The sequence below is a fragment of the Flavobacterium sp. genome (assembly GCF_024305175.1).
Classification (GTDB): domain Bacteria; phylum Bacteroidota; class Bacteroidia; order Flavobacteriales; family Flavobacteriaceae; genus Flavobacterium.
Genome location: NZ_JAMWYY010000044.1, coordinates 1 through 24,903, shown reverse-complemented (window position 1 = coordinate 24,903; position 24,903 = coordinate 1). Strand labels below are relative to the sequence as shown.

Genomic DNA, 24,903 nt, shown 5'->3' with positions numbered 1-24,903 from the left:
TTCAAAATATAAAATGTAAAGTTTTTGTTTTAAAAATTTTAACGTTTTTTTTAATACTTAACCTATTAATTATCAATTAATTATGTTTTTATTGGCATAATTTTATAAAATGAATTCTTACCTTTGTTAGTACCCCTTAACACGTTACATTATGCTCGATACTAACATCCATTCTATGTTTGACCTGATGAAGGTCTTCCCTGACGAAGATTCCTGTATTAGATATCTGGAGCACATTCGATGGGTTGGAGGGCCAGTCTCACCATTCGACCCAGAAAGCAAAGTCTATAAATGTGCAGGAGGAAAATATAAATGCAAAAACACTGGAAGATACTTTAATGTGCGTACAGGCACTATGTATGATAATACTAAGATTTCTCTTCAAAAATGGTTTCTCGCTATTTGGCTTATCACTTCACATAAAAAAGGAATCAGTTCAATCCAATTAGGAAAAGATATTGGTGTCACCCAAAAGACAGCTTGGTTCATGCTGCAAAGGATAAGAGCTTGCTTTGGAATAGAGAACAATCCTGCTGAGAAATTTGAAGGGATTATCGAATGTGACGAAACCTTTGTTGGTGGAAAGAATAAGAACCGACATAAGGATAAAAAGGTTGAAGCATCACAAGGTAGGTCATTTAAAGATAAGACACCCGTAGTCGGAATTCTGCAACGTGGAGAAGTAAGTAAAGTGAAATGTATTGTGGCCCGTGACACTAAAAGAAAGAGTATACAACCCTTTATTAATAAAGTAGTGGAAAGGGATGCGGTAATCATATCTGATGAATGGCATGCTTATAAGGGTCTAGAGAGCAGATATGACCATCATGTTGTTGACCACGGAAAGAAACAATATGTCGATTATGAAAATTCGGAGATACATAGCAACTCCATTGAAGGCTTTTGGGGAATATTAAAGAGGGCCTACAATGGGATATATAATTGGTGGAGCAGGAAACACATGCAGAAATACGTTGATGAATTTGTATTTCGATTTAATTTAAGAAAGTTAAAACAAAACGAGCGTTTTAATTTCTTAAATTTGAATTCAGGAGTACGAACTAAATATAAACAGCTAATAACATGATAACAGATGCTGAGTTATTGAAGAAGAACATAAGTCATATTGAGCATGATGGCATGCTTTATTTTGATATACATGAAATAAGAGAAGCTTTTCCGCATACCAAATTTCCTCCTGAAAAGATAAGACATTTATCCATGGGGTCTCTCATTAAAGATACTATCATTAGTGAGGACGTGCAGGAAATGAGTGAATTTGATATTAAGATTCTTCAAACTCTTAATTACAATCCTCAAAAGAAATAAACCTGGTTTAAAGCAAGTTTATTAAAAGTCTAATATTAGATATCTATTACTACTTATTCTATTTCAGATTTTAGGTGATAAACCTATGCATCAATTTATTACATTTGGCTTTTACACCTTGTTTGATAAAATGTAATAGCTAATGAAATTTATATTTCAATTTTTTGAAAAGGTTTGGAGTTATTTTTATACTCCAGATAAAGATGACTTGCAGCTACTTAGTGAGGAAGAATATAAGGAAATTTTCATAAAAGGCCGAAGTAAAGCAGATATTCAACTCACATATGAAAAAGCATGGCAAGCTAAAAATTTTGAGATTGAATTATATTGGAAACGAGCTTCATATTTTTGGGCTTTTCAAATTGCTGCATTTGCAGGTTACTTTAGTGTCCATAGTTCAAAAACATATCAGGATAGAGTTAGCCCACAAACACTCTTTTTCGTAGTATGTATCGGTTTTGTAACTGCTTTGGCTTGGCGATTTACAAACAAGGGTAGTAAGTCGTGGCAAAGACATTGGGAGATTCATGTAGATATGCTTGAAAATGAAATTACAGGTCCACTTTATAAGATTATAACATCCCCTAAAACTTTTTCTGTTTCAAAGATAAATGAGATTGTCAGTCATTTTACAGTAATGATATGGGTAATCTTAGGAGCCAAATACTTTGCTGACCATCTTTGCATTGGTAGTAATTGTGGAGAAATCAGTTTCCAAATCATATTTAGCATGTTAGGGGTTGTTTACTTTTCTGGAGCGATGATACTTGGTCACGGTAGAGGAAGATTTGGAAACAGACAAGTTAAATTTTACAAACGAAAATTTACTATTAATAGGTAATATGGAATATATCTACATAAATGGAAACAGTAGCGTAGCAATTGTAAAAGATGGTGCCCAGGTTGTCCAAGTTTTTATAGACGGCATTGAACATGTATTTGAAGAAGGTGATGTTCAAGATAAAGAACAATATGCATCTCAAGTAAAAAGGAACAAATACAAAAAGTTTTTAAACTACCAATTTGAGAATCTTTTAATCCTATCTGGCGCTGGTTCTTCAAAAGATGCTGGAGGAAAACTACTTACTGAACTTTGGGATTTATCAGTAGAAAAGCTAACCAAAGAGAGATTAGATAAGTTATGTGAACTAGTGCACTATAATGATAAGGAAGAAGATGGGGGCTATGCAAAGAACTTAGAACGATTGCTTACACTCGCTAGTTCGGCCAAAGAATATGTTCAGGATGATACTTTAGATATTGCAAATACAATTACCGAATTACAAACTTTAATTTGTGGGCATTGCAATTTACCCTTACCTGAGCAATCCGCTCAGGAGATGTTTCTAGAAAAAATCACAAAGCGCAAGGTAACTCTTCCTCGTGTCAAAATTTTTAATTTAAATTATGATACGCTGTTTGAACAAGCAGGGCACAAAAAAAATTTCACAATAATTGATGGTTTTTCACTTTCCTTCCCACGGATATTTAGTGGTCGAAACTTTGACTATGATATTGTACTTAGAGATTTAAGTAGAGTTAAAGAAGAAGATAATTTTATAAAAAGGTCTTTCACCTTTATAAATTACATGGGTCTATCGATTGGGAAAGACAAAAAGATGGTTTAATAAAACAAGTAGAAAAGACTGATAATGCATTAATGGTTTATCCTAAAGATAGTAAATATGAGAACTCTTTTGAGCAGCCATTCTTCGAAATGATGTCAAGATTTCATCAAAATCTGAGAAAAGAAAATGTATTATTGATATGTATAGGCTTTAGCTTTAGTGACAAGCATGTAGTAACCGCCATTACAGAGGCTCTATCACAAAATCCTAGCTTTCAATTAGTAGTAGTTAATAAAGGAATTGATACAAGTGCCAAGTTCAAATGGTTGTATGAACTTTCAAAAACGCATTCAAATATTGTTTTAATTGATGAACTTTTTAAAGATTTTGCTCAGTTTTATCCTGATTTAAAATCTTATAGTCAAGAAGATAAAAATACAATCATTACTATACAACAGTCTGAAAATGATTAATACACCATTTGAGCACGAATATTTTATAGGCTATGTAAACCAAGTATTACCACAGTATATAATGGTACATTTTCCTGCATCAGTATTATTAAAAAACTTTGTCTTTAAAGGTGAACATTTGAATGGAGGGCTTGTAGGTAGTTTTGTTGTTATTGAGGGCCATAATTACGGTTTTCTAGGTAAAATTTTAGAACTATCATTATCTGAAAAAGAACGCTTACAATTAAGCGAACAATCTTTTCAAAATAAAGAATTTCATCCCTCTGGAAAAATAGAAATCTTACTATCTTTTGACTTATTTGAACCTGAAAAAGTGCAAAAAGGTTTGAACTCATTACCTACAATTGGTGCAAAAGTTTTTGTTTGCACATCGGCATTTTTAAAATCTTATTTTAAAGGTTTTGGTGTTAAGCCTGAAAACAAAGAAACAGCACCTACTATAAATATTGGAAGTTTAACATATGATACATCTGCAAAGATTGAGATATCCCAACAAGCTTTATTCGGTAGACACTGTGCAGTTGTCGGAACTACAGGGGGAGGAAAAAGCTATACAACGAGTAAATTATTTGAAGGCATTATTTCAAATAAAGGAAAAGCGATACTAATAGATGCTACGGGAGAATACAATTCGCATGATAATAAAACTTATTCATCTCAGTCATTAATATTATCCACAAATTCTTATTTTCCTTATTCCAGACTAACAATTGGGGATTTATTTGTCCTTTTTCGACCAGGAGGACAAGTTCAACAACCAATTCTTTTAGAAGCTATAAAATCATTAAAACTAGCTCACTGTCTAGTTAGAGATTTAAATCAAAGAATTGTCTATAATGGAAATGTTGGTACACTCAATGTTCATGGAAAAAATTTAGTAATCGAAGATGGTTGTATAAGAAAACAAGGCTGCGAAACTGAGCCATTTAAGAGATGCTATTTACGATACGCTAATGAGATTGAGGACAGTTCAAAAAGCGATTTTAATATTCAAAAATTAAACAAGCAAATACTTTTTGAATGCTATTATGATAATGGAAATATTTGGAGTGCAAATCGAGACGAAAGAACTTTTAGCAATTGTACCAGTTTGCTTATGCGTATCAATTCATTAATCAATGATGATGGTTTTAAAAATATACTAGGATTTCAAGTTCAAGAAGGGTCAAAAGATATAGTTACACAAATTGAAGATTTTTTAGAAAATAATGACACATCTCTATTACGGATAGGGTTTGAAAATGTACCATTTAGCTTTCAAAGTCGAGAAATTCTAGCGAACGCAATTGGAAAGCTATTATTAAATCAATCACGTACTGGAAAGTTTAAGAAAAAACCTATTGTACTTTTCTTAGACGAAGCACATCAATTTCTTAATAAAAATGTTAGGGATGAATATTTTGAATCTACTGAACTTAATTCATTCGATTCAATAGCAAAGGAATGTAGAAAATATGGCTTATTTTTATGCATATCTACTCAAATGCCACGTGACATTCCAGTTGGAACATTAAGTCAAATAGGTACATTTATTGTTCATAGATTAATAAACCACTTTGATAAAGAATCTATCGCAAGTGCTTGCTCAACAGCAAATAGGAATTCCTTAGAATTCTTACCCACTTTAGGAGCAGGTGAAGCCATATTGATGGGAGTAGACTTCCCTATGCCTGTGATGTTGAAAGTCAATTCTCCAAATGTTTTACCAGATTCAAATACACCACAATTCACTAAATAATAGAAAGTCATATTATGACAAAAGAGCAATGGCAAACTTTATACGATGATTTATTTTATATAAGGCATCAATTTAATAAATGCTATTATGATGTATTTGAAAACACGGATATATCTAAAAAGCAGACAAAGGAAAGAGAAATTGAAATGAAAAACTTCATGTCTTCCGCATACTATAAAATACAGTTTAACCCTGAGGCTCTTAAACTTTTTGGGACAGAAAAGAACATAAATGACCTGAAATTTCCTGACCATTTTGAATACAATTTAACTCCCTTTCTTTACGATATAAAAACACATATCAACAATTTAGATTAGTGTAAACTGGTATATACATACCTATATTTATAAAATATTGTATCTTTTCCATCTTAAAACCAACCGCTTATGAAAAAAATTCTACTCTTTCTATCATTATTTTACGGATTTACAGCATTAAGCCAGACTGTAGCCAACACCCCACCGGATATTCTACAGTGTAATCCTAATATTTTTATGAATACGGCACCGCCGGTTGACCTGACTCAGCAGACACCACTCATTTTAGGAGGGCTTAATCCTTCAATGTTTACTGTCAGCTATTATGAGTCTGAAGCAGATGCGGAAGCTTCGGTAAACGCCATTGCCCAACCGGAGCAATATACTATACCCGCTATTGTACCTCAGTATGTGACTATTTATGCGCGTTTAGAAAACAACAATGATGAGAGTTATACCATAGTTCATTTTACAGTTACGGATGTAAGCCTATATGACACGGAACCTACTGTGATAATTTGTGAAGGATATGATGTGCCTGACCTTAATATTGGAGAATTTTATTCTGAGCCTGGTGGACAGGGTATGGTATATGGTTCAGGTACTATAGTACCTCAATTTACACATTTATACGCATATGCAGAATATGAAGGATGTATATTAGAGTTTGATTTGATTGCACAGCCTGATTTTGTGCATTTTGAAGGGCCTTTAGAACCGCTTACAGGTTGTGACGAAAATATGGATGGTATTGCATTGTTTAACCTTGCATCACTTATAGAAGGCATAAACGGTAACAATCAGTGGATTATGGTAACATTCCATCAAACATATGCTGATGCTGAAGATGGTGTAAATGCAATAGCCAATACATCAGCCTACCAAAACATATTGCCATATACTGAGACAATATATGTAAGAAAGTATGATGGTAACTGCCATTCCGTTACCTCCTTAGAACTTATTGCGGGAGATTGTGAAGGTGCAAGTGTTACAGGTACGATTACATATGATTTTGGCGGTAACAGTTGTAATACAGGCGCGATAGGGGTACCTGGCTTACCTGTCAACTTTAATAACGGAATCACAAACTATGTTGCATTTACAGATAGCAACGGAAATTATGGGTTTGTAAATATACCTGAAGGAGAGGGCACACTCACTGTAGGGCAGGGCGGCACATTCCCTTTTAACACAACGCCTGGCAGCTATACTTTATCACCTGAGGGAGAGGAACAAGGTTATAATTTCTGCCTTTCGGCAGAAGATAACAGTAACAATTTATCTGTAACAATGGTGCCGATTGGTAATGCAATACCGGGTTTTGATGCTTATTACCAACTTATAGTGCAAAATACAGGCAGCACTCCGGCAGGGGGTACTATAACCATAACCTTTGATGATGAAAGCCTTACCTTTAATTCTTCAAGCCCTGAAATGTCACTTTCAGGCAATGTGCTGACCTATAACTTTGGCCAGCTTATGCCATTTCAGTCTGTAACTGCAGCTATTAACTTTACAGTATTTACCTCTCCAACAGTAAACGGCGGAGATATACTTGAGTTTACAGCAGCACTATTGGGAGCAGATGATATAGCAGACGATAATGTTTCAATAGTAAACCAGACAGTTGTAAACTCATACGACCCAAATGATATTACCGTTCACGAAGGTGCTTTTATAAGCCCAGTGCAGGCAGAAGGTTACCTGCATTATACAATAAGGTTCCAGAATGAAGGTAACGGCAACGCCATAAATATAAGGGTGGATGACATGCTGGATGATAATTTAGACTGGGACACCTTTCAGCCTGTTGCTTCAAGCCACAATATGCAGACGATGCGTACAGGCAATATGGTACAGTTTTATTTTAATAACATAAACCTTCCTTATACTGATGCGGATGAAGCAGGAAGTCAGGGATATATCAGCTACAGGATAAAGCCTGTCAGCAACATAGCAGAAGGAGATATGATTATGGCTTCAGCAGGTATTTATTTCGACTTTAACCCTGTAGTGCTTACCAATACTACTACAACAATAGTGCAGACGCCAGCTTCGGCAAAAGATTTTAATAATACGGCTTTCTTAGTATATCCTAACCCTGCATCAGGAACAGTTTCTATACTGGCTGAATATCTCACAGGAGAGGCAGATGTAGTATTTACAGATGTATTGGGTAAAACGGTATTAATTGCAAAAGTAGAGGGTAATACAAATTCGATAGACATTTCCTCATTACATAGCGGCATATACTTTATAAGTACAGAAGGCAAATCTTCTACCCAAAAACTGATAATAAAGTAAAAAAAAAAAGCTACTCCATAAAAAAGCCCTTTTGCTAATATGCAAAGGGGCTTTTTTATGGAGTAGCTTTTTCTGCGGGTTTGGCTGCTTTCTTGTAAAGTGGTATAAAATAAGAAACAGTATAGTTAAACCCTGCGCCAAAGCTGCCTGCATAGGTGCGGTTATATCCGGGTATATGCAGGTTATCAAAGTTATCAGGCTTTTTGTCTGTGAATAATAAATTCAGCCTTACACTAAACCCTAGAAAGAGATTATCAAAAACTTCAGCTTTAACACCGCCCACAACTTCGGCCCAGTGTGCATTAAGGCTGCTATACTCCCTGCCCGATATTACCGTTACCTCATCCAGGTAGCGTACACCGTCTACTATAAGGCGGTTATCATATATTTTGTATGAATTAAGCGTCTGGCTAAAGGAAGCTACGCTATAACGGAAACCCACATATATCATGTTTTCCATGTCCAGCCAGTTTTCATAGGCATTAAAGTCGAAACCTACTTTTAAATAGCTGCCCGTTGTGGTAAAGTTTACCTGCCTGTCATCAATGGTATACTCTTCATTCCCGATTTCTGCTGCCGCATAAAGTTTTTTACTTAGCCTGTAATCTCCTACTATTTCAAGGCCTCTGTAATCATCGGTATAAAAGCCTTTTGCAATCTTATTAAGATCTACGCCAAGGCGTAATCCGTAACGGTCGGCTTTGGCGGCAGGCACTACAGTTTCGGCCGGGGGCGCAACAGTATCTGTTGCCACCTGCCCAAACACCTGCCCGGCAGCAAGCATAATGCTTAGGCTAATAATATATTTTAATATGCTCTGTGTTTTCATTTTCAATATTACTTTCTATGACCTGTATTTCTTGAATCCACAGGTTATCTGCAGGTATAGTGTCTGTTAGTACAGGGTTTGGCTCTTCGTTAGTATTTTCTTTAAGATAGAAAAGGGATTTAAACCCACACGCCCTCGAAATGTAAACCTCATTGTGGGTATATTTAAATTCAATGTAGTCGGTATTATAATTCAAACCGCCGCCGGGCGCGTTCGTAACCAGTGTAAAGCCCCATCTTACAGATTCTGCATCTGCCCTTAGCGGTACTACTAAACTGTCAACAGCCACAGCATCCCTGCCTTCAATGCTGTCACCTTCCATAAATTGCAGTATCCTGCCGCTTTTGCGTACTTCCTGGTTATCGGCGTTATAAAAAGTGACAATCATGTTGGGGGTGGTAGGGGTATCATCAGCACAAATATCATCTTTTTCGCAGCTCCAAAAGTAGGTAGCTATAACTGTAGCGATAAGACCGGTAATTATAATTTTTTTCATAGCAATAGTGCCGCGTTATTTTCTTTTTTCCAAAAGTACAACATTTTCTACGTGGTGCGTTTGCGGAAACATATCTACCGGGCGCACACGGGTTACCATATACTGCTCATCCATAAGGGCAAGGTCGCGCGCCTGTGTAGCCGAGTTGCAGCTTACATATACCACACGTTCCGGAGCTATATTTAATATCTGCGCCACAACATCTTTATGCATACCATCACGCGGAGGGTCGGTTATTATAACATCGGGCCTGCCATGTGTGGCAATAAATTCTTCGTTAAAAACCTCTTTCATATCGCCTGCAAAAAACTCGCAGTTGGTAATAGCATTACGTTTAGCGTTTTCTTTTGCATCGGCTATGGCTTCGGGTACTGCTTCTACACCAATTACCTTACTTGCCTTTTTAGATACAAACTGCGCAATAGTACCTGTACCGGTATAAAGGTCATATACCAGCTCGTTGCCGGTTAACCCTGCAAAATCTCTTGTAATTTTATACAGCTCGTAAGCCTGGTCTGAGTTAGTCTGGTAAAAAGATTTGGCATTAATACTGAATTTTAAGCCTTCCATTTCTTCCAGTATATAATCCCTGCCTTTGTAAAGTATGATATCCTGGTCGTAAAGTGTGTCGTTTGCCTTTTGGTTCACCACATATTGCAGTGATGTAATTTCAGGAAAACGCTCAGCAAGAAAGTTAAGTAATAGCTCTCTTTTCTCCCTGTCATTATCATAAAACTGAACCAATACCATTATTTCCCCTGTACTCGCAGTGCGTATCATAAGCGTGCGCAGCAGTCCGCTGTGCTCGCGGGGGTTAAAAAAGCTCAGGGCATTTGCATTGGCAAAATCACGTATTTCATTACGTATTGCATTACTTGGGTCTTCCTGAAGGCTGCAATGGGTTATGTCGAGTATTTTATCCCACATCCTCGGTATATGAAAGCCAAGCGCATTTGCATTATCTATAGTTGCTCCGCTTGCAATTTCTTCTTCAGTCATCCAACGGCTGTTAGAAAACGAAAATTCCATTTTATTACGGTAAAAAAAGCGTTTCTCGCTGCCCATTATCGGTTCAAACTCCGGCAGTTCAATTTTACCGATGCGTTTCAGGTTGTTATATACTTCCTGGTTTTTATAAAAAAGCTGCTGGCTGTAGGTCATGTTCTGCCATTTACAGCCTCCGCACGAGCCAAAGTGGGCACACACAGGCACAGTGCGGTGTTCTGAAAGCTCATGGAATTTTATGGCACGCCCTTCATAATAGGCGCGTTTCTTTTTAAGCGTTTGTACATCTACCACATCTCCTGGTACAACATTAGGTATAAAAATTACCTTTCCATCGGGTGCCTTTGCTACAGAAACACCTTTTGCGCCTGCATCAAGCACGCTTACATTTTCAAATATGATCTTGTCTGATCTTTTTCTTCCCATGCGGCAAAAATAAGCTATTGGTAATTAAATATGAATAAATTTGCATGTAACCTTTTTCTATACTATGCAAAAATACCTTGCCCTTTTTCGCGGAATAAACGTTAGCGGTAAAAATATCATTAAAATGGAAGGCCTGCGAAAGGTAATGGCAAATGCAGGATATACTGATGTTGTAACATACATACAAAGCGGTAATGTAGTATTTACAGCTAACGAGGCGGATAAAGGTAAAGTAAGGCAGCACTTAGAGGCATTGGTACAAAAGGAATATAACCTTAGCATTACCATTTTTATACTTGATGAAAATGATATGCAGCGGGCAATAAGCGGAAATCCGTTTGCAGGCCCTGATGATATAGAAGAAGGCACTAAAAAGCTATATATTACATTTCTTTCCGGCATTCCTGAAGCAGATTATTATGAAAAGCTATTGCAGGCGCCAATCGGTGAAGACGAAATCGCGCTTAAAGATGCTATTCTGTATTTTAAACTTGCCGGCAAAGCTTCAGAGTCTAAGCTTTCAAACAACCTTATAGAAAATAAGTTGAAGCTGCGCGCCACCACACGTAACTGGAACACCACAATAAAACTTTATGGTATGCTTAAGGAAACTTAAAGCAAATCATAAGTTTGTGTTAATGGCAGTTGTTTGATAATGAGTTTTATATCTTATTTACTAATTTTAAAATCAGATAACAAAACAACAAACAATTACCATGAAAAGAAACGCAACCGCAGTTTGGGAAGGCTCCCTTAAAGAAGGTAACGGTAAACTGACTACCGAAAGCAATGTTTTAAGCAACACGCAATATTCTTATAAAACCCGTTTTGAGAGCGGTAACGGTACCAACCCCGAAGAACTTATAGCCGCTGCACATGCAGGCTGCTTTACCATGCAGCTAACGGCATACTTAAACGAATCAGGGTACAGGGTAGCATCGTTAGAGACCAAATGTAATGTAGATTTCCAGAACGGCAGCGTTGTAAGCAGCCACCTTTCTGTTATTGGCAGGGTAGATGATATATCAACAGAAGCATTTCAGGAGCATGTACAAAAGGCAGAAAAGAACTGCCCTATATCAAGGCTGCTTAATACCGAAATATCATCCCACGCTACGTTAGTAAAGAACTAGTTATTCGATTTCATATTTTGTGATAAGCCCCTTTATACAGGGGCTTTTTTTATTATTTTTGGTGTATTCCTAAACATATGCCTATGAACCGTTTTGACAGGATAACGGCTATACTGATACAGTTACAGTCTAAAAAAGTAGTAAAGGCGCAGGATTTAGCCGAAAGGTTCGGCATAAGCCTTAGAACGGTATATCGTGATATCCGTACCTTAGAAGAGGCAGGTGTGCCGCTTTATGGCGAGGCCGGGGTAGGCTATTCACTTGTTGACGGCTACAGGCTGCCCCCGGTTATGTTTACCCCCGAGGAGGCAATGGCTTTTGTTACGGCAGAAAAACTGATGGAGAAATTTACCGATGCCTCACTTCAGCAAAACTATACTTCGGCTATGTTTAAGATAAAGGCTGTTTTGAGGGGTTCAGAAAAAGACATGGTTGCTAATCTTGAAGAGCTTATTGAGGTAAAAGACCAAAAACGCAGCAAGAACTTCCCAGCCAACACGCTGGATATTTTGCTTAAAGCAATAGCCGAGAAAAAAGCGGTAGAGATGGAGTACCGCGCGTTTGGCAATGATGCAAACAGCAACAGGCTTATAGAACCCATTGGTATATTTCATGAAAACGAAAACTGGTACACCATTGGCTTTTGCCATTTAAGGGATGAGTACAGGCAGTTCAGGATAGACAGGGTGAGGGCTATACAACTCACCAATATAATACAAAAAGAACGCGAAACCCTAAAGGAATACAGAAATAAGGAACAACTTAAAAATATGCACTGCCTTAAAAAAGCTATTATACGCGTAGATAAAAACATTGCGATGTACCTGCAGGAGCGCAGGCATTTTTTCGGTTTTGTTTCAGAAGAGGAGAAAGAAGACTGTATTGAGATGACCTTTTTAACAGCATCATTAGATGAGGGGCTTGCACGGTGGGTACTATCTTTTGCCGATTATGCTGAAATTACAGAACCCCGGGAGCTTAAAGAAAGAATACTGGAACTTACACAAAAGATTACCGATAAAATGACTGTTGCTGCTGCAATAGCAGGATAATTGGTTTATAATCCGATTGCATTTAATGTAAAATAAACAGAAAATTATTTTATTTTTATTAATTTGCACGCATAAATCGGATGATTTCTCTCCTGTAATAAAGAAGGAATTACTTTTTAGAAAATTATAATTTCGGATTAAAATGTCGGTATTAGAAAAAATGACTTCGGCAGATGCCATTGCCCTTGAAGATAAGTACGGAGCCCATAATTACCACCCGCTGCCTGTAGTGTTAAGCAGGGGAGAAGGTGTATATGTATGGGATGTTGAAGGTAAAAAATATTATGATTTCCTTTCTGCCTATTCAGCAGTAAACCAAGGACACTGCAACCCTAAGATTGTAAGTGCCATGATGAATCAGGCACAGACACTTACTTTAACTTCACGCGCATTTTATAACGACCAGCTTGGACGGTATGAAGAGTTTATTACACAATATTTTGGCTTTGATAAAGTGCTGCCTATGAATACAGGCGCTGAAGCTGTTGAAACCGCAATAAAAATATGCCGTAAATGGGCTTATGAGCGTAAGGGTATTGATGAAAAGCAGGCGAAGATTGTGGTATGTGAGAATAACTTCCACGGGCGCACCACAACTATTATTTCTTTCTCTAACGATGAAAATGCAAGAAAGAACTTTGGACCTTACACTCCCGGCTTTATTAAAATAGCCTATGATGATATAACAGCGCTTGAAGAAGTTCTTAAGAATGATAAAGACATAGCAGGTTTCCTTGTAGAGCCTATTCAGGGTGAAGCAGGCGTATATGTACCTTCTGAAGGTTATCTTGCAAAAACAAAAGAATTGTGTGAGCAACATAATGTACTCTTTATTGGAGATGAGGTACAAACGGGTATTGCACGCACAGGTAAACTCTTAGCATGCCATCATGAAGACGTACAGCCTGATATCCTTATTTTAGGGAAAGCGCTTTCTGGCGGGGCATATCCTGTATCTGCAGTACTTGCCAATGATGAGATAATGAATGTTATTAAACCGGGGCAGCATGGCTCTACTTTTGGGGGTAACCCTGTTGCTGCCGCTGTAGCCATAGCCGCCCTTGAGGTTATTGAAGAAGAAAAGCTCTCAGAAAACGCTGAAAAGCTTGGCAGGCTGTTTCGCGATAAAATGAATGAGTATATACAAACCAGCAATATAGTAACATTAGTAAGGGGTAAAGGCCTGCTTAATGCTATTGTTATAAACGATACCGAAGACAGCTCTACTGCCTGGGATATATGTATGAAACTTCGCGACAACGGTTTGCTGGCCAAACCAACACACGGAAATATCATTCGCTTTGCACCGCCATTAGTAATGAACAAAGAGCAATTGCTGGAATGTGTTGCGATTATAACACGTACGTTGAAAGAATTTGAAAACCAATAAGTAATCACTAACCAATTAATACTTTATTTTATGGAAAACAATTCCGCTTTTGATTCTTTCGAACTGCAGTTAACAGATTCTGCAAAACAATTTTTAAGGGAAACAGCCAAATGGGGTAGGTTTCTGTCTATTGTGGGCTATGTAGTAATAGGCCTTATGGTGCTTGGCGCTTTTGCAATGTTTGCTTTAGGAGGTGCTATGGAGAGTTTAGCAGGCGGCATGGGCGGTGGCATGATGGCTATGGGCGGAACTGCTTTAGGCATCATTTATCTGCTTATTGCATTGCTGTACTTTTTCCCGGTAATGTACTTATACAAGTTTTCTACTAAAACATTAGCTGCTTTTAACAACAACAATACAGAACAGCTTACAGATGCTTTCGAGAACCTGAAGTCGCACTACAAGTTTGTAGGTATACTTACTGCAATTGTGCTTGGTATTTATGCGTTATTCTTTATATTAGGTTTATTTGCTGCGCTGGCTGCATTTTAATCAGGTATAATATTTAAACTATATATATCCCCCGTAAAGCATCTTTACGGGGATTTTTTATTCTATTTTTTTAAATTTGCCTTTTAAAGTACAGCTATGAAAACCATATATATAATTATAATGTTTATTGCGGCCTTTGTGGCTTTCTACCAGCAGAGCCTGCCAAAGCCAAATATGGTTATTATGGTTGTTGCAATAGTTGTTTTTATGCTTTTGCTGATGCGCCTTATGAGTAAAGTACCCAATAAGAAAAAAGATGAAAGTGATGATGTTTAAACCTGGAGATAGCGTTAGTGTACTTGATGACGCCTTTAGCGGAAAAGTAAAAGGTTATAAAAAAGGACGTGTGGTTATAGAAACTTCCGAAGGGTTTGAGCTTGACTTTGATGAAAGTGAGCTTATAAAGGTTGCCGAAGCAGGTTTGACAGGCCTTTTTAGTGGCAAAAGTCCCATTGCTGTATTAAAGGAAAAAGAAGAACCAGTAAAGCGAAGCTTTACGAAAGAAAAACGCTCTAAGAAAGAAGGTTTTGTACTGGAAGTAGATTTGCACGTAGAAAAGCTTGTACCCAATAAAAAGGGAATGAGCAACTATGATATATTAACCCTGCAAATGGAAACCGCCAAGCGCCAGCTTGATTTTGCTGTGAAGAACAGAATGCCAAAAGTAGTTTTTATCCACGGTGTGGGTGAGGGGGTGCTAAAGGCAGAACTTGACTTTCTTCTCGGGCGTTATGAGGGGATAACATTTCAGGATGCTAATTACCAAAAATACGGGCTTGGCGCTACAGAGGTATATATAAAGCAGAACCCAAACCGCTAAATGTAAAAAAGCTGTTTCAAAATTTTCTATAACAAAAATTCTGAAACAGCTTCATAAATTTAATTTGTTACATAAGTACCTATAAACAGTCCATTGGCGGGTAAAGCATTACGTGCTTCCTGGGTCAGTAAATCGTTAAGGTTTACACTTTGGTTAGTATCGGTTTGTGTTAGTACAATATTCTTTAGCCATATTTTATGGTTGAAGGTACCTGGCGTTACATCACTTTCTGTTGTTTCTACAATAACATTTCCTGCAGATGCCCTCCAGCGTTGCTGAACCACAGGGCTTATAGGATCTATAACAGAACATATATTACTTTCTGTAGCATTGCCGCTGTAATATTCCAGATACAATTCAAACTCATCTTCGGCAGAGGCAAGGTCTATAGTATTTACATCACCATCCGTATTGTCAAACACACTCGCCGGAAAATCCATAACTACAGCTTCGCGCCCGCTGATACGATATACAAGCCCATTTTCATCGCAACCCTGTACAGAAGTTTGGTCGGTAGTAGTAAAGTTAAAGCCAATACCTAAGTTAGTAACAATATCGCCAAATGTCCTGTTTTGCACAACAATACTGCTTTCACCACGCGTAAAAGTTACATTCTGTAAGGTTATAGTGTGTGAGTAACCTGTTAGTTTACCGTCAGTATTAATGTTCTCATCTGTAAATATAGTAATAGTCCCGTTGCCGTCCCATTCTTCTGTAACATTTGGAGATGTAGGTGGTATATCACTACAAAAAAAGCTTCCTGCCCCTGCGGGAACATCAGAGCTGTAAGCCCTGTATAGCAAATCGCCTGCCGCAAGGCTTACTTCGCGCACAATAAATTGTCCGTTATCATCAGTCTCCGGAATAAGGTTAGAAGGTGAAATTTCAAGTATATAAGCCTGTGTGCCATCTACACGGTAATATATATTGCTCTCAGGGCAATTAACCGCATCACCCGGCTCCAGGTTAAACTCATTAAAAGAAATGTCGCCATCGTCGCAAGCTGTCGCTAAAACTATCGCACAGGCAAGTGCAAAAAACTTTTTCATAGATTATATTTTAAACAAAAATAATGTTTTTAGCCGCTTTTGCGCAAAACATAATTACATTAACTTTTTAAGTAATTTTGCAGAGATGAAAAAAGCCTATTTAGATAATGCCTCTACCACTGCACTGCGCCCTGAAGTAATTACAGAAATTACAAATGTAATGCACGAGCAGTATGGCAACCCGTCATCTACACACAGTTTTGGGCGTTCGGCTCGCGTTGTAGTCGAAACCGCGCGTAAATCAATAGCCGCTTTATTAAACGCCGAAGCCCGCGAAATTATTTTTACATCCGGCGGTACCGAAGCTGATAATTTTATACTGCAGGGCGCGGTAAAAGATTTAAAAGTAAAAAGGATTATTACAGCTAAAACTGAGCATCATGCAGTACTTACCACTGTTGAAGCACTACAGGCTCAATATGGTATAAGGGTAGATTATGTAATGTTCGACAGGTATGGCTACCCGGATATGCAAAACCTGGGTGAGCTATTGCAGGAAGAGATACCCACGCTGGTATCGCTTATGCATGTAAATAATGAAACAGGGGTTGTTTTTGATTTGAATACCATAGGCAATCTTTGCAGTGAGTATAACGCATGGTTTCATTCTGATACTGTACAGTCGGTAGGGAAGGAGTTGCTGGACTTAAACCTTTTGCCTGTTGATTTTATAACGGCAAGTGCACATAAATTCCACGGGCCAAAAGGGGTTGGTTTTGCCTATATAAGAAAAGGCAGCGGGCTTAAAGCCATGATATATGGTGGTGAGCAGGAAAAAGGGCTGCGTGCCGGTACCGAAGCCACACACCAAATTGCGGGAATGGCTAAAGCTCTAGAGGTTTCATATAAAAACCTTGAGCAGGAAAAGGCACATATAACATCATTAAAAGAATACCTCCTGCAGCAGCTTGGCAGCGCCATGCAGGGCTATAAGCTTAACGGTGGTAACAACACATTTTATAATATTGTGAATGTTTTACTTCCGCTTGCAGAAGAAGTAACAGCCATGATACTTTTTCACCTTGATATGAAAGGTATTGCGGTATCGCGTGGCAGTGCCTGCCAGTCGGGTAGTGTAAGGCCATCTCACGTTTTGCAGGAAATACTTCCGCAGGAAGAAATTAAAAAGCCATCGCTGCGCATTTCGTTAAGCCATTTTAATACCAAAGAAGATATTGACCTGCTTATCTCGGCATTGCAATCGCTGTAAACAGGGAGAGCTGCCCGGTTGAAACGGACAGCCCTCAAGCATCACTAAAACCAAATTGGAATATTAAAATTTCATGCCTACACCAAAGCCCACAAGCCAGGGGTTAATATCTACCTCGGCAGGTATTTCAAGGCCGGGCGCAAGGTTAGAGCCGTCAACAGTTACATCTGTAGTAAGGAACAGTTTTTTTACATCGGCATTTATAAAGAACTTGTCGTTCAGCTTAAGGTCAAACCCTAACTGAAAGGCATAACCAAGCGCGTTGTCATACTCCACATCTTTAACCACATCTCCTTCATCCACACCATAAAAAATAGTATAGTTAATACCTGCACCCACATAGGGCTTAAAGTAATCGCCTGCATAAAAGTGGTATTGCAGTGTTAAGGTTGGCGGCAGCAGGTAAACACTGCCCAAATCTACATCGGCTTTTGTAGGGCCTCCTATGGCCGAAATATCAGAGCCTGTGGTATTAACATCGTGTTTGGTTGTGCCCAGTATAAGTTCGGCAGCAATATTTTTAGTGAAGAAATAAGTAAAATCTACTTCAGGAATAAATGAAGTTGAAATTTCGGCATTACCGCCTATAATGCCTACAGAGGCGTCTTCATCGGGCGCTACGGCAACACCGCGAAGGCGAACCTGCCATTTTTTAAAATCGTTTGTCTGGTTATCTTCCTGTGCGTTTGCTGTGTTTGTGCTGAATAGTGCTATTGCCATTACAGCCAGAACTATTTTTTTCATGTTTATTGGTTTTTAAATTACACTTCAAAAGTATGTAAGACAAAAACCACAAAAACTGATTTAAATCATAGTTTAAAAACTATTTAAGGATAGTATAAATGGTAGTGTTTATAATACTTTAAACTCGCCGAAATGCCATAAAATACCTGAAGGATCATGCACAAAACACTCTTTGCCCCAGTCCAGTTCGCGCACAGGGATAATACGCACACCTTCATACTTTTCAGGCAGGTTTAGCTTAACCAGTTCTTCCCAAAAAGCGGCTACGTCGGCTACCTCCATAAAGAGCATGGTGTTATCTACCCAGTCTTTTACATAGGCATCCTGTAAATAAAATGCCTGGTTACCGGCTTTAAATACCGAAAGATTTGGAGCAAGTACATTTTCTTCAAAGCCCAAGTCGCGGTAAAAGTTACGTGATGTAGTAAAGTCTTTAGAGCCAATAAAAGGGCGTATTGATTTGTACTTGTTTTGCATAGTTAGTCTTGTAGTTTGTGATTATTTTTCCCGTATCAGTTTTTTTAAAAACGTTATCTGCCCCAAATGATAATGCGTATGTTCTATAATACCGAAAAGATTACGGTAGTAGTTCCCGTATTTGGCATCTTCAAAAACTGTTGGCAGCTTTGCATCAGGAAGCTGTTCTGTAAGTTGGATAAATGCTTCGGCATCAGTCCACATACTTTTAAGCATATTTTGCCAGTCTTCTTCTGACTGTATTTGCGGATGGTTAAAGCTAAGTTTATCATTACCTTCAAGCGGCCCGCCCTGTAATACCTGTTTTACTACTTTTACAAAATACGCAATATGGTAAGTTAGCGTTGCAATGGTATTAAAGGAGTGTACCTGAGCAAGTGCTTCGGTATGGGTAACATCGGAAAGTGTGTCTTTCAGGTTTACGCACGTCCAGTTACCTCCAAAGAACACTTCCTTGAAATGTTTGGCAATTTGCGCTGAAGTGGCCGTTGCTTCCATAAACTTTTTTGTGTAGTAAAATAATAAAAATTATTTATAGCTTTTATTATGAAGTACAGCTATTTTTTTTAGCAGCCTCGGGTTACCATCGGCAAGTGCTGTAAGTTTTTCGACGATAACGGGTTTGTGTTCATCATTTAAGAAGATTCCGCATACCAGCACTTCATCTATTATCAGGCTGTTATTGGCTATTTCTTCGGCTTTGATGAGAAAATCAATAGTATCAGAGGTTAAAAGATCGGTTACCAGCTTATACAGTAACTGCTCGTTAACCTTACCGCCCGAATTAAATATCTTGTTCTTTATTTTTTTAAACAGCAACAAAATTCCCGTTGGTGTGTGTCCCGAAGCCGATGTCGGGGCTTTATACTTTTTCTGGTAGCCGCATGCATAATCATAGGCATCGCGTTTAACAGCATCGCCCAGTATTATATACGATTCTGATATTTCTTTAAAGCGTTCCTCGCTAAGGCTGTCACCATTGTTTTTATCCGGATGGTACTGCACCGCCAGCAGCCTGTAGGCTTTTTTTATTTCTGCCTGGCTGCAACCGGGTTCAACACCTAATATTTGGTAGTGGTTTTTCATTACAGCAATGTTGCTTTAACGATGATGTATATAAGATAAATAATAATTGATAAAAGAATAAATAGCCTGAACCGTTTTTGCTGCCTTGCTTTCCTGTAATAACCATCTTTTTTATGTTCCCATGCGAATAGTATTATGAATAATGTTTCTATTGGCTTATGGAAATTGTAACCTTCATTTGCTTTCTTGTAGTCTTCTATTCTTTGTCTTTTTTTGGCTAAATAACCAGCCATTTCAATCTTTACGGGCTTTATATTCCTTTTAGTAAGTTCCTGTTGTGCAAGTACTACAGCCTCAGGTTCCCATTTTTCAGGACTACCCGCTATCTCTAACAGCTCTTCTGTAGGCCTTGAGTTAATTTTTGGTTCAAAAGTATCAAGAATATCCATACTGATAATTACTACCTTCTTCGTTTACTAAAAGGCTTTTTGGTTACCAACCAATATATAAAGTAAGCAAGAAACGGAATCCATATTATGATTGGGAAAGTAAACATAATAGTTAAATTGAATTATATCAAAGTAAAATTTTTTATTTCGCTTTGTTGCACCAGTTCAGCACCTAAAGGTCAATATATAGTTAATATGAAATCCATTTTTGAAGTAACGCTTCGTTAGCAGTCAAACTTCCTATCATAAAAAATTTGTTATTTATTAATGCTGCTGAGCTATCTATTTCTTCCTTCACCACCCCTTGGTTTCTAATGTAATTTGAATGTAAGAAATAAAGTTTAGACGTATCTTTAATTATATAGCCTGTATGATAATCAAGCCCAACAATAAACACCGATTTTATAGGTTGATTCGTCAAAAAAGATTTAAATTTTTTAAAATCTTTAAATGTATGGATATCGACGCACAATTCTTTTATCATTTCACCTGAAGTGCACTGGGCAAGCCTGACACGGTCAATTTTTAATCCAACATCACATAATGTCGTGGTAACAAAATAACCGCAGGCAATAGTGCCTTCATTAGGCCTGCGCGTCATACCGTAAAAAGCCCATTCTGTTCCTTTCCAATGATTATATATATCTGTGTTAATAAGGTTGAAAAAGTAATCTGAAATTTCTTTTGTGGGGTGGTCTGTTAAAAGTTTTTTTTTGACGACTACCGAATCTTTAAAAGCATTATAATCTAAAAGTTGAGAGTCTTTAGAACCTATTGCAGTTACATTATTAACTAAATGAGCTGTAGTATTGTCTTTACAAGAATAAAATTTTATAATGAGAAGTAACAGTATTGATTTTGTCATATTTTAAAAATTATGAGCTGTATGTTGCTATTTACTTTTCATAAAATCCCAACAATCTATCGATTAAAAAAGCGGACGTTAAAATGATATTAGATACCATTAAAGTAACTTATATCGATTCGGTTATAAATGTATAAAATTATTTTGTATCAATTCCCCCAGGTTCATACTTTGAAAATCCCGAAACCTTAGTCGAGAAAATCATTAATATTTTCACGAATAAACTTAACCTGAATTTGATGAAGATCCTCCAAAGCATATAATGAATAAAACTCGCTATCAAAATCGTCGAACAAGTTTTTCGATAGAACAGATTTATGGCTTTCGAAAGTTGTATCAAATTTTTTTGAAATATCTGATGCGTGCGCGTCGTATATGCTATTCACATTTGTTGTAAGTTGTGCAAACCTGCTTGCTCCGACAAGTTCCAAAGAACCAGGAATTAAATAGTAGAATTTCCCGCTTGAATTTACGAAAAATTGCCAAAAGCCACCATTGTTAACTTCTGACTCTAAAAGCCAGATTATATAAATTGCTTGTTTTGATCTGTTCCAGCTTTTTATAGCTATTTCTTCTGGTATGCCAGAATGTTCTTTAGAAAGGTTGTTAAAAATCATCAGCAATAATTCATTATCACTTGCATTTTCAATTTTCCTCCTAGTCAAAATACGTTCTTTGTGTTCTGATCTTCTGTAGCCAAAGAAACTTAAAAGTGAGCCAATTATGCTGTTTGTCATAAAATTATTTTACCGCCTTATAAATTTTAAATGTTAACTGGTAACCACATACAGAATTGTTCTGCATCTTTACGTAAATCAAAATTTACACCTAACGTATAGAAAAACCCCATTGTAATCGTTTTTTTTGTAAGTCGCATCCAGCTATACTTATAATTTGCTTCGCAAATACTCCCCCGTAACCGATTTAGTATTCTTAGCCACTTGCTCAGGGGTGCCAAAGGCAACCAGGTGACCGCCGTTCTCACCGCCTTCAGGGCCTATGTCAATAATATAGTCGGCGCATTTAATCAGGTCAAGGTTGTGTTCAATCACTACAATGCTGTGCCCTTTATCCAGTAATGCCTCAAAAGAAGCCAACAGCTTGCGTATGTCATGAAAATGCAGCCCTGTAGTTGGCTCATCAAACACGAACAGTACTTTATCTTTAGTAGCGCCTTTAACCAGAAAAGAAGCGAGTTTAATACGCTGAGCCTCGCCACCCGAAAGGGTAGAAGAGCTTTGCCCTAACTGTACATAACCCAAACCAACATCCTGTAACGGTTGCAGCTTTTGTATTATTTTGGCCTGCTTGTGCTCACTAAAAAATGCTACGGCATCATCAATGGTCATGGTCAGGATGTCGTCTATATTTTTACCCTCAAAGGTTACTTCCAGTACTTCCTTTTTAAAACGCTTGCCGTGGCAGGTTTCGCACTCCAGGTGCACATCGGCCATAAACTGCATTTCTATAGTTACCTCGCCTTCTCCCTTGCAGGTATCGCAACGCCCTCCATCTACATTAAACGAAAAGTGTTTGGACTGGTAGCCCCGCAGTTTAGACAGCTTTTGTTTCGAGAACAGGTCGCGTATATCGTCATAAGCCTTAATATAGGTTACCGGGTTAGAGCGCGAGCTGCGGCCTATGGGGTTCTGGTCTACATACTCTATATGCTTAATGTGCGAATAGCTGCCCTGCAACTCGGTAAACTGCCCTGCTTTTTCGCCCACGCCTTCCAGCTTTTTTTGCAGTGCGGGGAAGAGTATCTTTTTTACCAGTGTACTCTTACCGCTACCGGAAACCCCGGTAATTACCGTTAGGCAGTCTAACGGAAAGGTAACATCTATATTTTTGAGGTTGTTTTCTCTTGCGCCTACTACATCAATGTGGTGCTTAAACTTGCGGCGTTTTTTGGGTACAGGTATCTCAAAGTCACCGTTAAGGTATTTTGCCGTTAACGAATCTGACTGCAGTATTTCATCATACGTGCCCTGCGCTACCAATTGCCCGCCATAAGTACCTGCCTCGGGGCCTATATCAATAATCATATCGGCGGCTTTCATGATATCCTCATCGTGCTCTACCACTATAACCGTGTTGCCCAAGTTGCGCAGGTTTTCCAGTACTTTTATAAGCCTTTCGGTATCTTTAGGGTGCAGGCCAATGCTTGGTTCATCTAATATATACATAGAGCCTACAAGGCTGCTGCCTAATGATGTAGCAAGGTTAATGCGCTGGCTTTCGCCACCCGAAAGGGTAGAAGACCTGCGGTTCAGCGTGAGGTAATCAAGGCCCACTTCCTGTAAAAAGCGCAGGCGGTTATTAATTTCGAGCAGTAGCCTGTGTGCTACTTTTTCGTCATATTCATTCAGCTCTATTCCTTTAAAGAAGTCGATAAGGTTTTTTATAGGTAAGTCCACAAGGTCAGATATTGTGCTTCCGCCCACTTTAATATAATTGGCTTCTGGGCGCAGGCGTTTACCTTTACACATTGGGCATTTTGTTTTACCACGATAGCGCGAAAGCATTACGCGGTTTTGTATCTTATAGTTCTTTTCTTCCAGTTCGGCAAAAAAGTCATTAAGCCCGGTAAAGTATTTATTACCCGTCCATAAAAGATGCTTATCAGCATCCGAAAGTTCAAAATAAGGCTTGTGTACCGGAAAGTTAAACTTGTGGCTGTTATTTACCAACTGGTCGCGGTACCAGCCCATGCTTTCGCCACGCCAGGGGAATATGGCATTTTCATAAACAGATAATGCCGTGTTGGGTATTACAAGCTCTTCATCTATGCCTATAATACTACCGTAGCCTTCGCAGGCAGGGCAGGCGCCATAAGGGTTGTTAAAGCTGAACAGGTGTACATTTGGTTCAAGAAAGTTCATGCCATCAAGCTCAAACTTATTACTAAAGGTAAGCCTGTTACCCGTGCTTACTTCCTGCAGGTACAGCTCGCCTTTACCTTCATAAAAAGCGGTTTGTATGGCATCGGCAAGCCTGTTGTAAAATTCTTCCTCGTCTTTAACAACAATACGGTCAACCACCAGCAATACTTCTTTGTTGGTAAAGTCGGCACCCTCTATTTCATCTAAACGCAATGTCTCGCCATCCGCAAGAATACGGGCAAACCCCTGTTGCAGCAGTACGCCCAGCTTTTCTTCTATAGTGCGGCCTCTTTCTATGTGGATAGGCGCAAGCAGCAGCCAGCGGCTGTTTTGCTCAAAGCCTTTAACCTCGTTTACTACATCGGTAACTGTATCTTTTTTTACCTCGCGGCCTGATACGGGGGAGTAGGTGCGGCCCACACGCGCAAACAGCAGCTTCATATAATCGTAAATTTCGGTGCTGGTACCAACTGTAGAGCGTGCGTTGGTAGTGTTTACCTTTTGCTCTATGGCAATGGCAGGCGCTATGCCTTTTATATATTCTACCTTTGGTTTATCTAACCTGCCCAGGAACTGGCGGGCATAACTGCTAAGGCTTTCTACATATCGGCGCTGGCCTTCGGCATATAGTGTATCAAACGCGAGGCTCGACTTTCCTGAGCCGGAAAGCCCCGTTACCACCACAAGTTTATTACGCGGAATAGCAACATCTATATTTTTAAGGTTATGCAGTTGCGCCCCTTTTATCAGTATATTTTTTTTAGGTTCGAGTGCAGATATATCAGGTGTTATCATAGCAAAAATGTAATGTGCAAAGATACGGTTTTCAGCCTGAAATTTTGTTAATGGAATGGGAAGGGATTTTTTATATTACAAGAGTTGAGTG

The 24,903-nt window shown here is 38.3% G+C and carries 28 protein-coding genes; 16 read left to right on the top strand and 12 right to left on the bottom strand.

The window, feature by feature from the left end:
* The first annotated feature begins 151 nt into the window (after positions 1 to 151).
* From Q0K96_RS10900 to Q0K96_RS10865, 8 genes are all read left to right on the top strand, one after another.
* Entirely contained in the window at positions 152 to 1,087 is a 936-nt protein-coding gene (locus Q0K96_RS10900; RefSeq protein ID WP_297334022.1) for an IS1595 family transposase, read from the top strand.
* Positions 1,084 to 1,329 (top strand): hypothetical protein, encoded by a 246-nt coding sequence (locus Q0K96_RS10895; RefSeq protein ID WP_297334021.1) that lies wholly within the window; start codon positions 1,084 to 1,086, stop codon positions 1,327 to 1,329. Before Q0K96_RS10900 ends, Q0K96_RS10895 begins: the two co-directional genes overlap by 4 nt.
* Positions 1,330 to 1,471: 142 nt before the next feature.
* Positions 1,472 to 2,170, top strand: coding sequence for a hypothetical protein (locus Q0K96_RS10890; RefSeq protein ID WP_297334020.1), 699 nt, complete (start codon positions 1,472 to 1,474; stop codon positions 2,168 to 2,170).
* Position 2,171: 1 nt separating this feature from the next.
* Positions 2,172 to 2,957 carry a hypothetical protein gene (locus Q0K96_RS10885; RefSeq protein ID WP_297334019.1) on the top strand — a complete coding sequence of 262 codons (786 nt, stop codon included), beginning with the start codon at positions 2,172 to 2,174 and terminating at the stop codon, positions 2,955 to 2,957.
* Positions 2,927 to 3,370, top strand: a complete 444-nt coding sequence (locus Q0K96_RS10880; RefSeq protein WP_363317248.1) for a hypothetical protein — start codon at positions 2,927 to 2,929, stop codon at positions 3,368 to 3,370. Before Q0K96_RS10885 ends, Q0K96_RS10880 begins: the two co-directional genes overlap by 31 nt.
* Positions 3,363 to 5,108: an ATP-binding protein gene (locus tag Q0K96_RS10875; protein ID WP_297334018.1), complete on the top strand. Its 1,746-nt coding sequence runs from the start codon at positions 3,363 to 3,365 to the stop codon at positions 5,106 to 5,108. Before Q0K96_RS10880 ends, Q0K96_RS10875 begins: the two co-directional genes overlap by 8 nt.
* Before the next feature lie 14 nt (positions 5,109 to 5,122).
* The gene (locus Q0K96_RS10870; protein ID WP_297334017.1) at positions 5,123 to 5,425 is read left to right on the top strand and encodes a hypothetical protein; all 303 of its coding nucleotides are present in this window, start codon (positions 5,123 to 5,125) and stop codon (positions 5,423 to 5,425) included.
* Positions 5,426 to 5,494: 69 nt separating this feature from the next.
* Positions 5,495 to 7,672: a T9SS type A sorting domain-containing protein gene (locus tag Q0K96_RS10865; protein WP_297334016.1), complete on the top strand. Its 2,178-nt coding sequence runs from the start codon at positions 5,495 to 5,497 to the stop codon at positions 7,670 to 7,672.
* 55 nt (positions 7,673 to 7,727) lie between these two features.
* Here the strand turns inward: Q0K96_RS10865 and Q0K96_RS10860 are convergent, their stop codons facing one another.
* The 3 genes from Q0K96_RS10860 to rlmD are packed head-to-tail and all read right to left on the bottom strand — an operon-like array spanning position 7,728 to position 10,428.
* Positions 7,728 to 8,501 (bottom strand): DUF6048 family protein, encoded by a 774-nt coding sequence (locus Q0K96_RS10860; protein WP_297334015.1) that lies wholly within the window; start codon positions 8,499 to 8,501, stop codon positions 7,728 to 7,730.
* A complete protein-coding gene (locus tag Q0K96_RS10855; protein WP_297334014.1) occupies positions 8,467 to 8,997 on the bottom strand; it encodes a DUF6452 family protein in 531 nt (176 codons plus the stop codon). Before Q0K96_RS10855 ends, Q0K96_RS10860 begins: the two co-directional genes overlap by 35 nt.
* A 15-nt stretch (positions 8,998 to 9,012) precedes the next feature.
* Positions 9,013 to 10,428: a 23S rRNA (uracil(1939)-C(5))-methyltransferase RlmD gene (gene rlmD / locus Q0K96_RS10850; protein WP_297334013.1), complete on the bottom strand. Its 1,416-nt coding sequence runs from the start codon at positions 10,426 to 10,428 to the stop codon at positions 9,013 to 9,015.
* 64 nt (positions 10,429 to 10,492) lie between these two features.
* On the opposite strand from rlmD, the gene Q0K96_RS10845 reads away from it, so the two are divergent.
* The 7 genes from Q0K96_RS10845 (at position 10,493) to Q0K96_RS10815 (ending at position 15,315) form a co-directional block, all read left to right on the top strand.
* Positions 10,493 to 11,044 (top strand): DUF1697 domain-containing protein, encoded by a 552-nt coding sequence (locus Q0K96_RS10845; RefSeq protein WP_297334012.1) that lies wholly within the window; start codon positions 10,493 to 10,495, stop codon positions 11,042 to 11,044.
* 100 nt (positions 11,045 to 11,144) lie between these two features.
* Positions 11,145 to 11,561: an OsmC family peroxiredoxin gene (locus tag Q0K96_RS10840; protein ID WP_297334011.1), complete on the top strand. Its 417-nt coding sequence runs from the start codon at positions 11,145 to 11,147 to the stop codon at positions 11,559 to 11,561.
* Positions 11,562 to 11,644: 83 nt separating this feature from the next.
* Positions 11,645 to 12,613, top strand: coding sequence for a YafY family protein (locus Q0K96_RS10835; RefSeq protein WP_297334010.1), 969 nt, complete (start codon positions 11,645 to 11,647; stop codon positions 12,611 to 12,613).
* Between the two features lie 142 nt (positions 12,614 to 12,755).
* Entirely contained in the window at positions 12,756 to 14,003 is a 1,248-nt protein-coding gene (gene rocD, locus Q0K96_RS10830) for an ornithine--oxo-acid transaminase (RefSeq protein ID WP_297334009.1), read from the top strand.
* 30 nt (positions 14,004 to 14,033) lie between these two features.
* Positions 14,034 to 14,495 (top strand): DUF5362 family protein, encoded by a 462-nt coding sequence (locus Q0K96_RS10825; RefSeq protein WP_297334008.1) that lies wholly within the window; start codon positions 14,034 to 14,036, stop codon positions 14,493 to 14,495.
* 96 nt (positions 14,496 to 14,591) lie between these two features.
* A complete protein-coding gene (locus Q0K96_RS10820; protein ID WP_223052204.1) occupies positions 14,592 to 14,771 on the top strand; it encodes a hypothetical protein in 180 nt (59 codons plus the stop codon).
* Positions 14,764 to 15,315: a Smr/MutS family protein gene (locus Q0K96_RS10815; RefSeq protein ID WP_297334023.1), complete on the top strand. Its 552-nt coding sequence runs from the start codon at positions 14,764 to 14,766 to the stop codon at positions 15,313 to 15,315. The genes Q0K96_RS10820 and Q0K96_RS10815 overlap by 8 nt, the downstream gene beginning before the upstream one ends.
* 59 nt (positions 15,316 to 15,374) lie before the next feature.
* Here the strand turns inward: Q0K96_RS10815 and Q0K96_RS10810 are convergent, their stop codons facing one another.
* A complete protein-coding gene (locus tag Q0K96_RS10810) occupies positions 15,375 to 16,364 on the bottom strand; it encodes a hypothetical protein (protein ID WP_297334007.1) in 990 nt (329 codons plus the stop codon).
* Between the two features lie 85 nt (positions 16,365 to 16,449).
* Here Q0K96_RS10810 and Q0K96_RS10805 point away from each other — a divergent pair, with 85 nt between their 5' ends.
* Entirely contained in the window at positions 16,450 to 17,574 is a 1,125-nt protein-coding gene (locus Q0K96_RS10805) for a cysteine desulfurase family protein (RefSeq protein ID WP_297334006.1), read from the top strand.
* Positions 17,575 to 17,637: 63 nt separating this feature from the next.
* Here the strand turns inward: Q0K96_RS10805 and Q0K96_RS10800 are convergent, their stop codons facing one another.
* From Q0K96_RS10800 to uvrA, 8 genes are all read right to left on the bottom strand, one after another.
* A complete protein-coding gene (locus tag Q0K96_RS10800) occupies positions 17,638 to 18,318 on the bottom strand; it encodes an OmpW family outer membrane protein (protein WP_297334005.1) in 681 nt (226 codons plus the stop codon).
* A gap of 108 nt (positions 18,319 to 18,426) precedes the next feature.
* Positions 18,427 to 18,795 (bottom strand): glyoxalase, encoded by a 369-nt coding sequence (locus Q0K96_RS10795; protein WP_297334004.1) that lies wholly within the window; start codon positions 18,793 to 18,795, stop codon positions 18,427 to 18,429.
* 21 nt (positions 18,796 to 18,816) lie between these two features.
* Entirely contained in the window at positions 18,817 to 19,293 is a 477-nt protein-coding gene (locus tag Q0K96_RS10790) for a DUF1572 domain-containing protein (protein WP_297334003.1), read from the bottom strand.
* A gap of 30 nt (positions 19,294 to 19,323) precedes the next feature.
* Positions 19,324 to 19,881, bottom strand: a complete 558-nt coding sequence (locus Q0K96_RS10785) for a J domain-containing protein (RefSeq protein WP_297334002.1) — start codon at positions 19,879 to 19,881, stop codon at positions 19,324 to 19,326.
* Positions 19,881 to 20,270, bottom strand: a complete 390-nt coding sequence (locus tag Q0K96_RS10780) for a hypothetical protein (RefSeq protein WP_297334001.1) — start codon at positions 20,268 to 20,270, stop codon at positions 19,881 to 19,883. Before Q0K96_RS10780 ends, Q0K96_RS10785 begins: the two co-directional genes overlap by 1 nt.
* Positions 20,271 to 20,460: 190 nt before the next feature.
* Entirely contained in the window at positions 20,461 to 21,135 is a 675-nt protein-coding gene (locus tag Q0K96_RS10775) for a hypothetical protein (protein ID WP_297334000.1), read from the bottom strand.
* A gap of 188 nt (positions 21,136 to 21,323) precedes the next feature.
* Positions 21,324 to 21,872: a DUF4375 domain-containing protein gene (locus Q0K96_RS10770; protein ID WP_297333999.1), complete on the bottom strand. Its 549-nt coding sequence runs from the start codon at positions 21,870 to 21,872 to the stop codon at positions 21,324 to 21,326.
* 150 nt (positions 21,873 to 22,022) lie between these two features.
* Entirely contained in the window at positions 22,023 to 24,812 is a 2,790-nt protein-coding gene (gene uvrA / locus Q0K96_RS10765; RefSeq protein WP_297333998.1) for an excinuclease ABC subunit UvrA, read from the bottom strand.
* Positions 24,813 to 24,903: the final 91 nt, after the last annotated feature.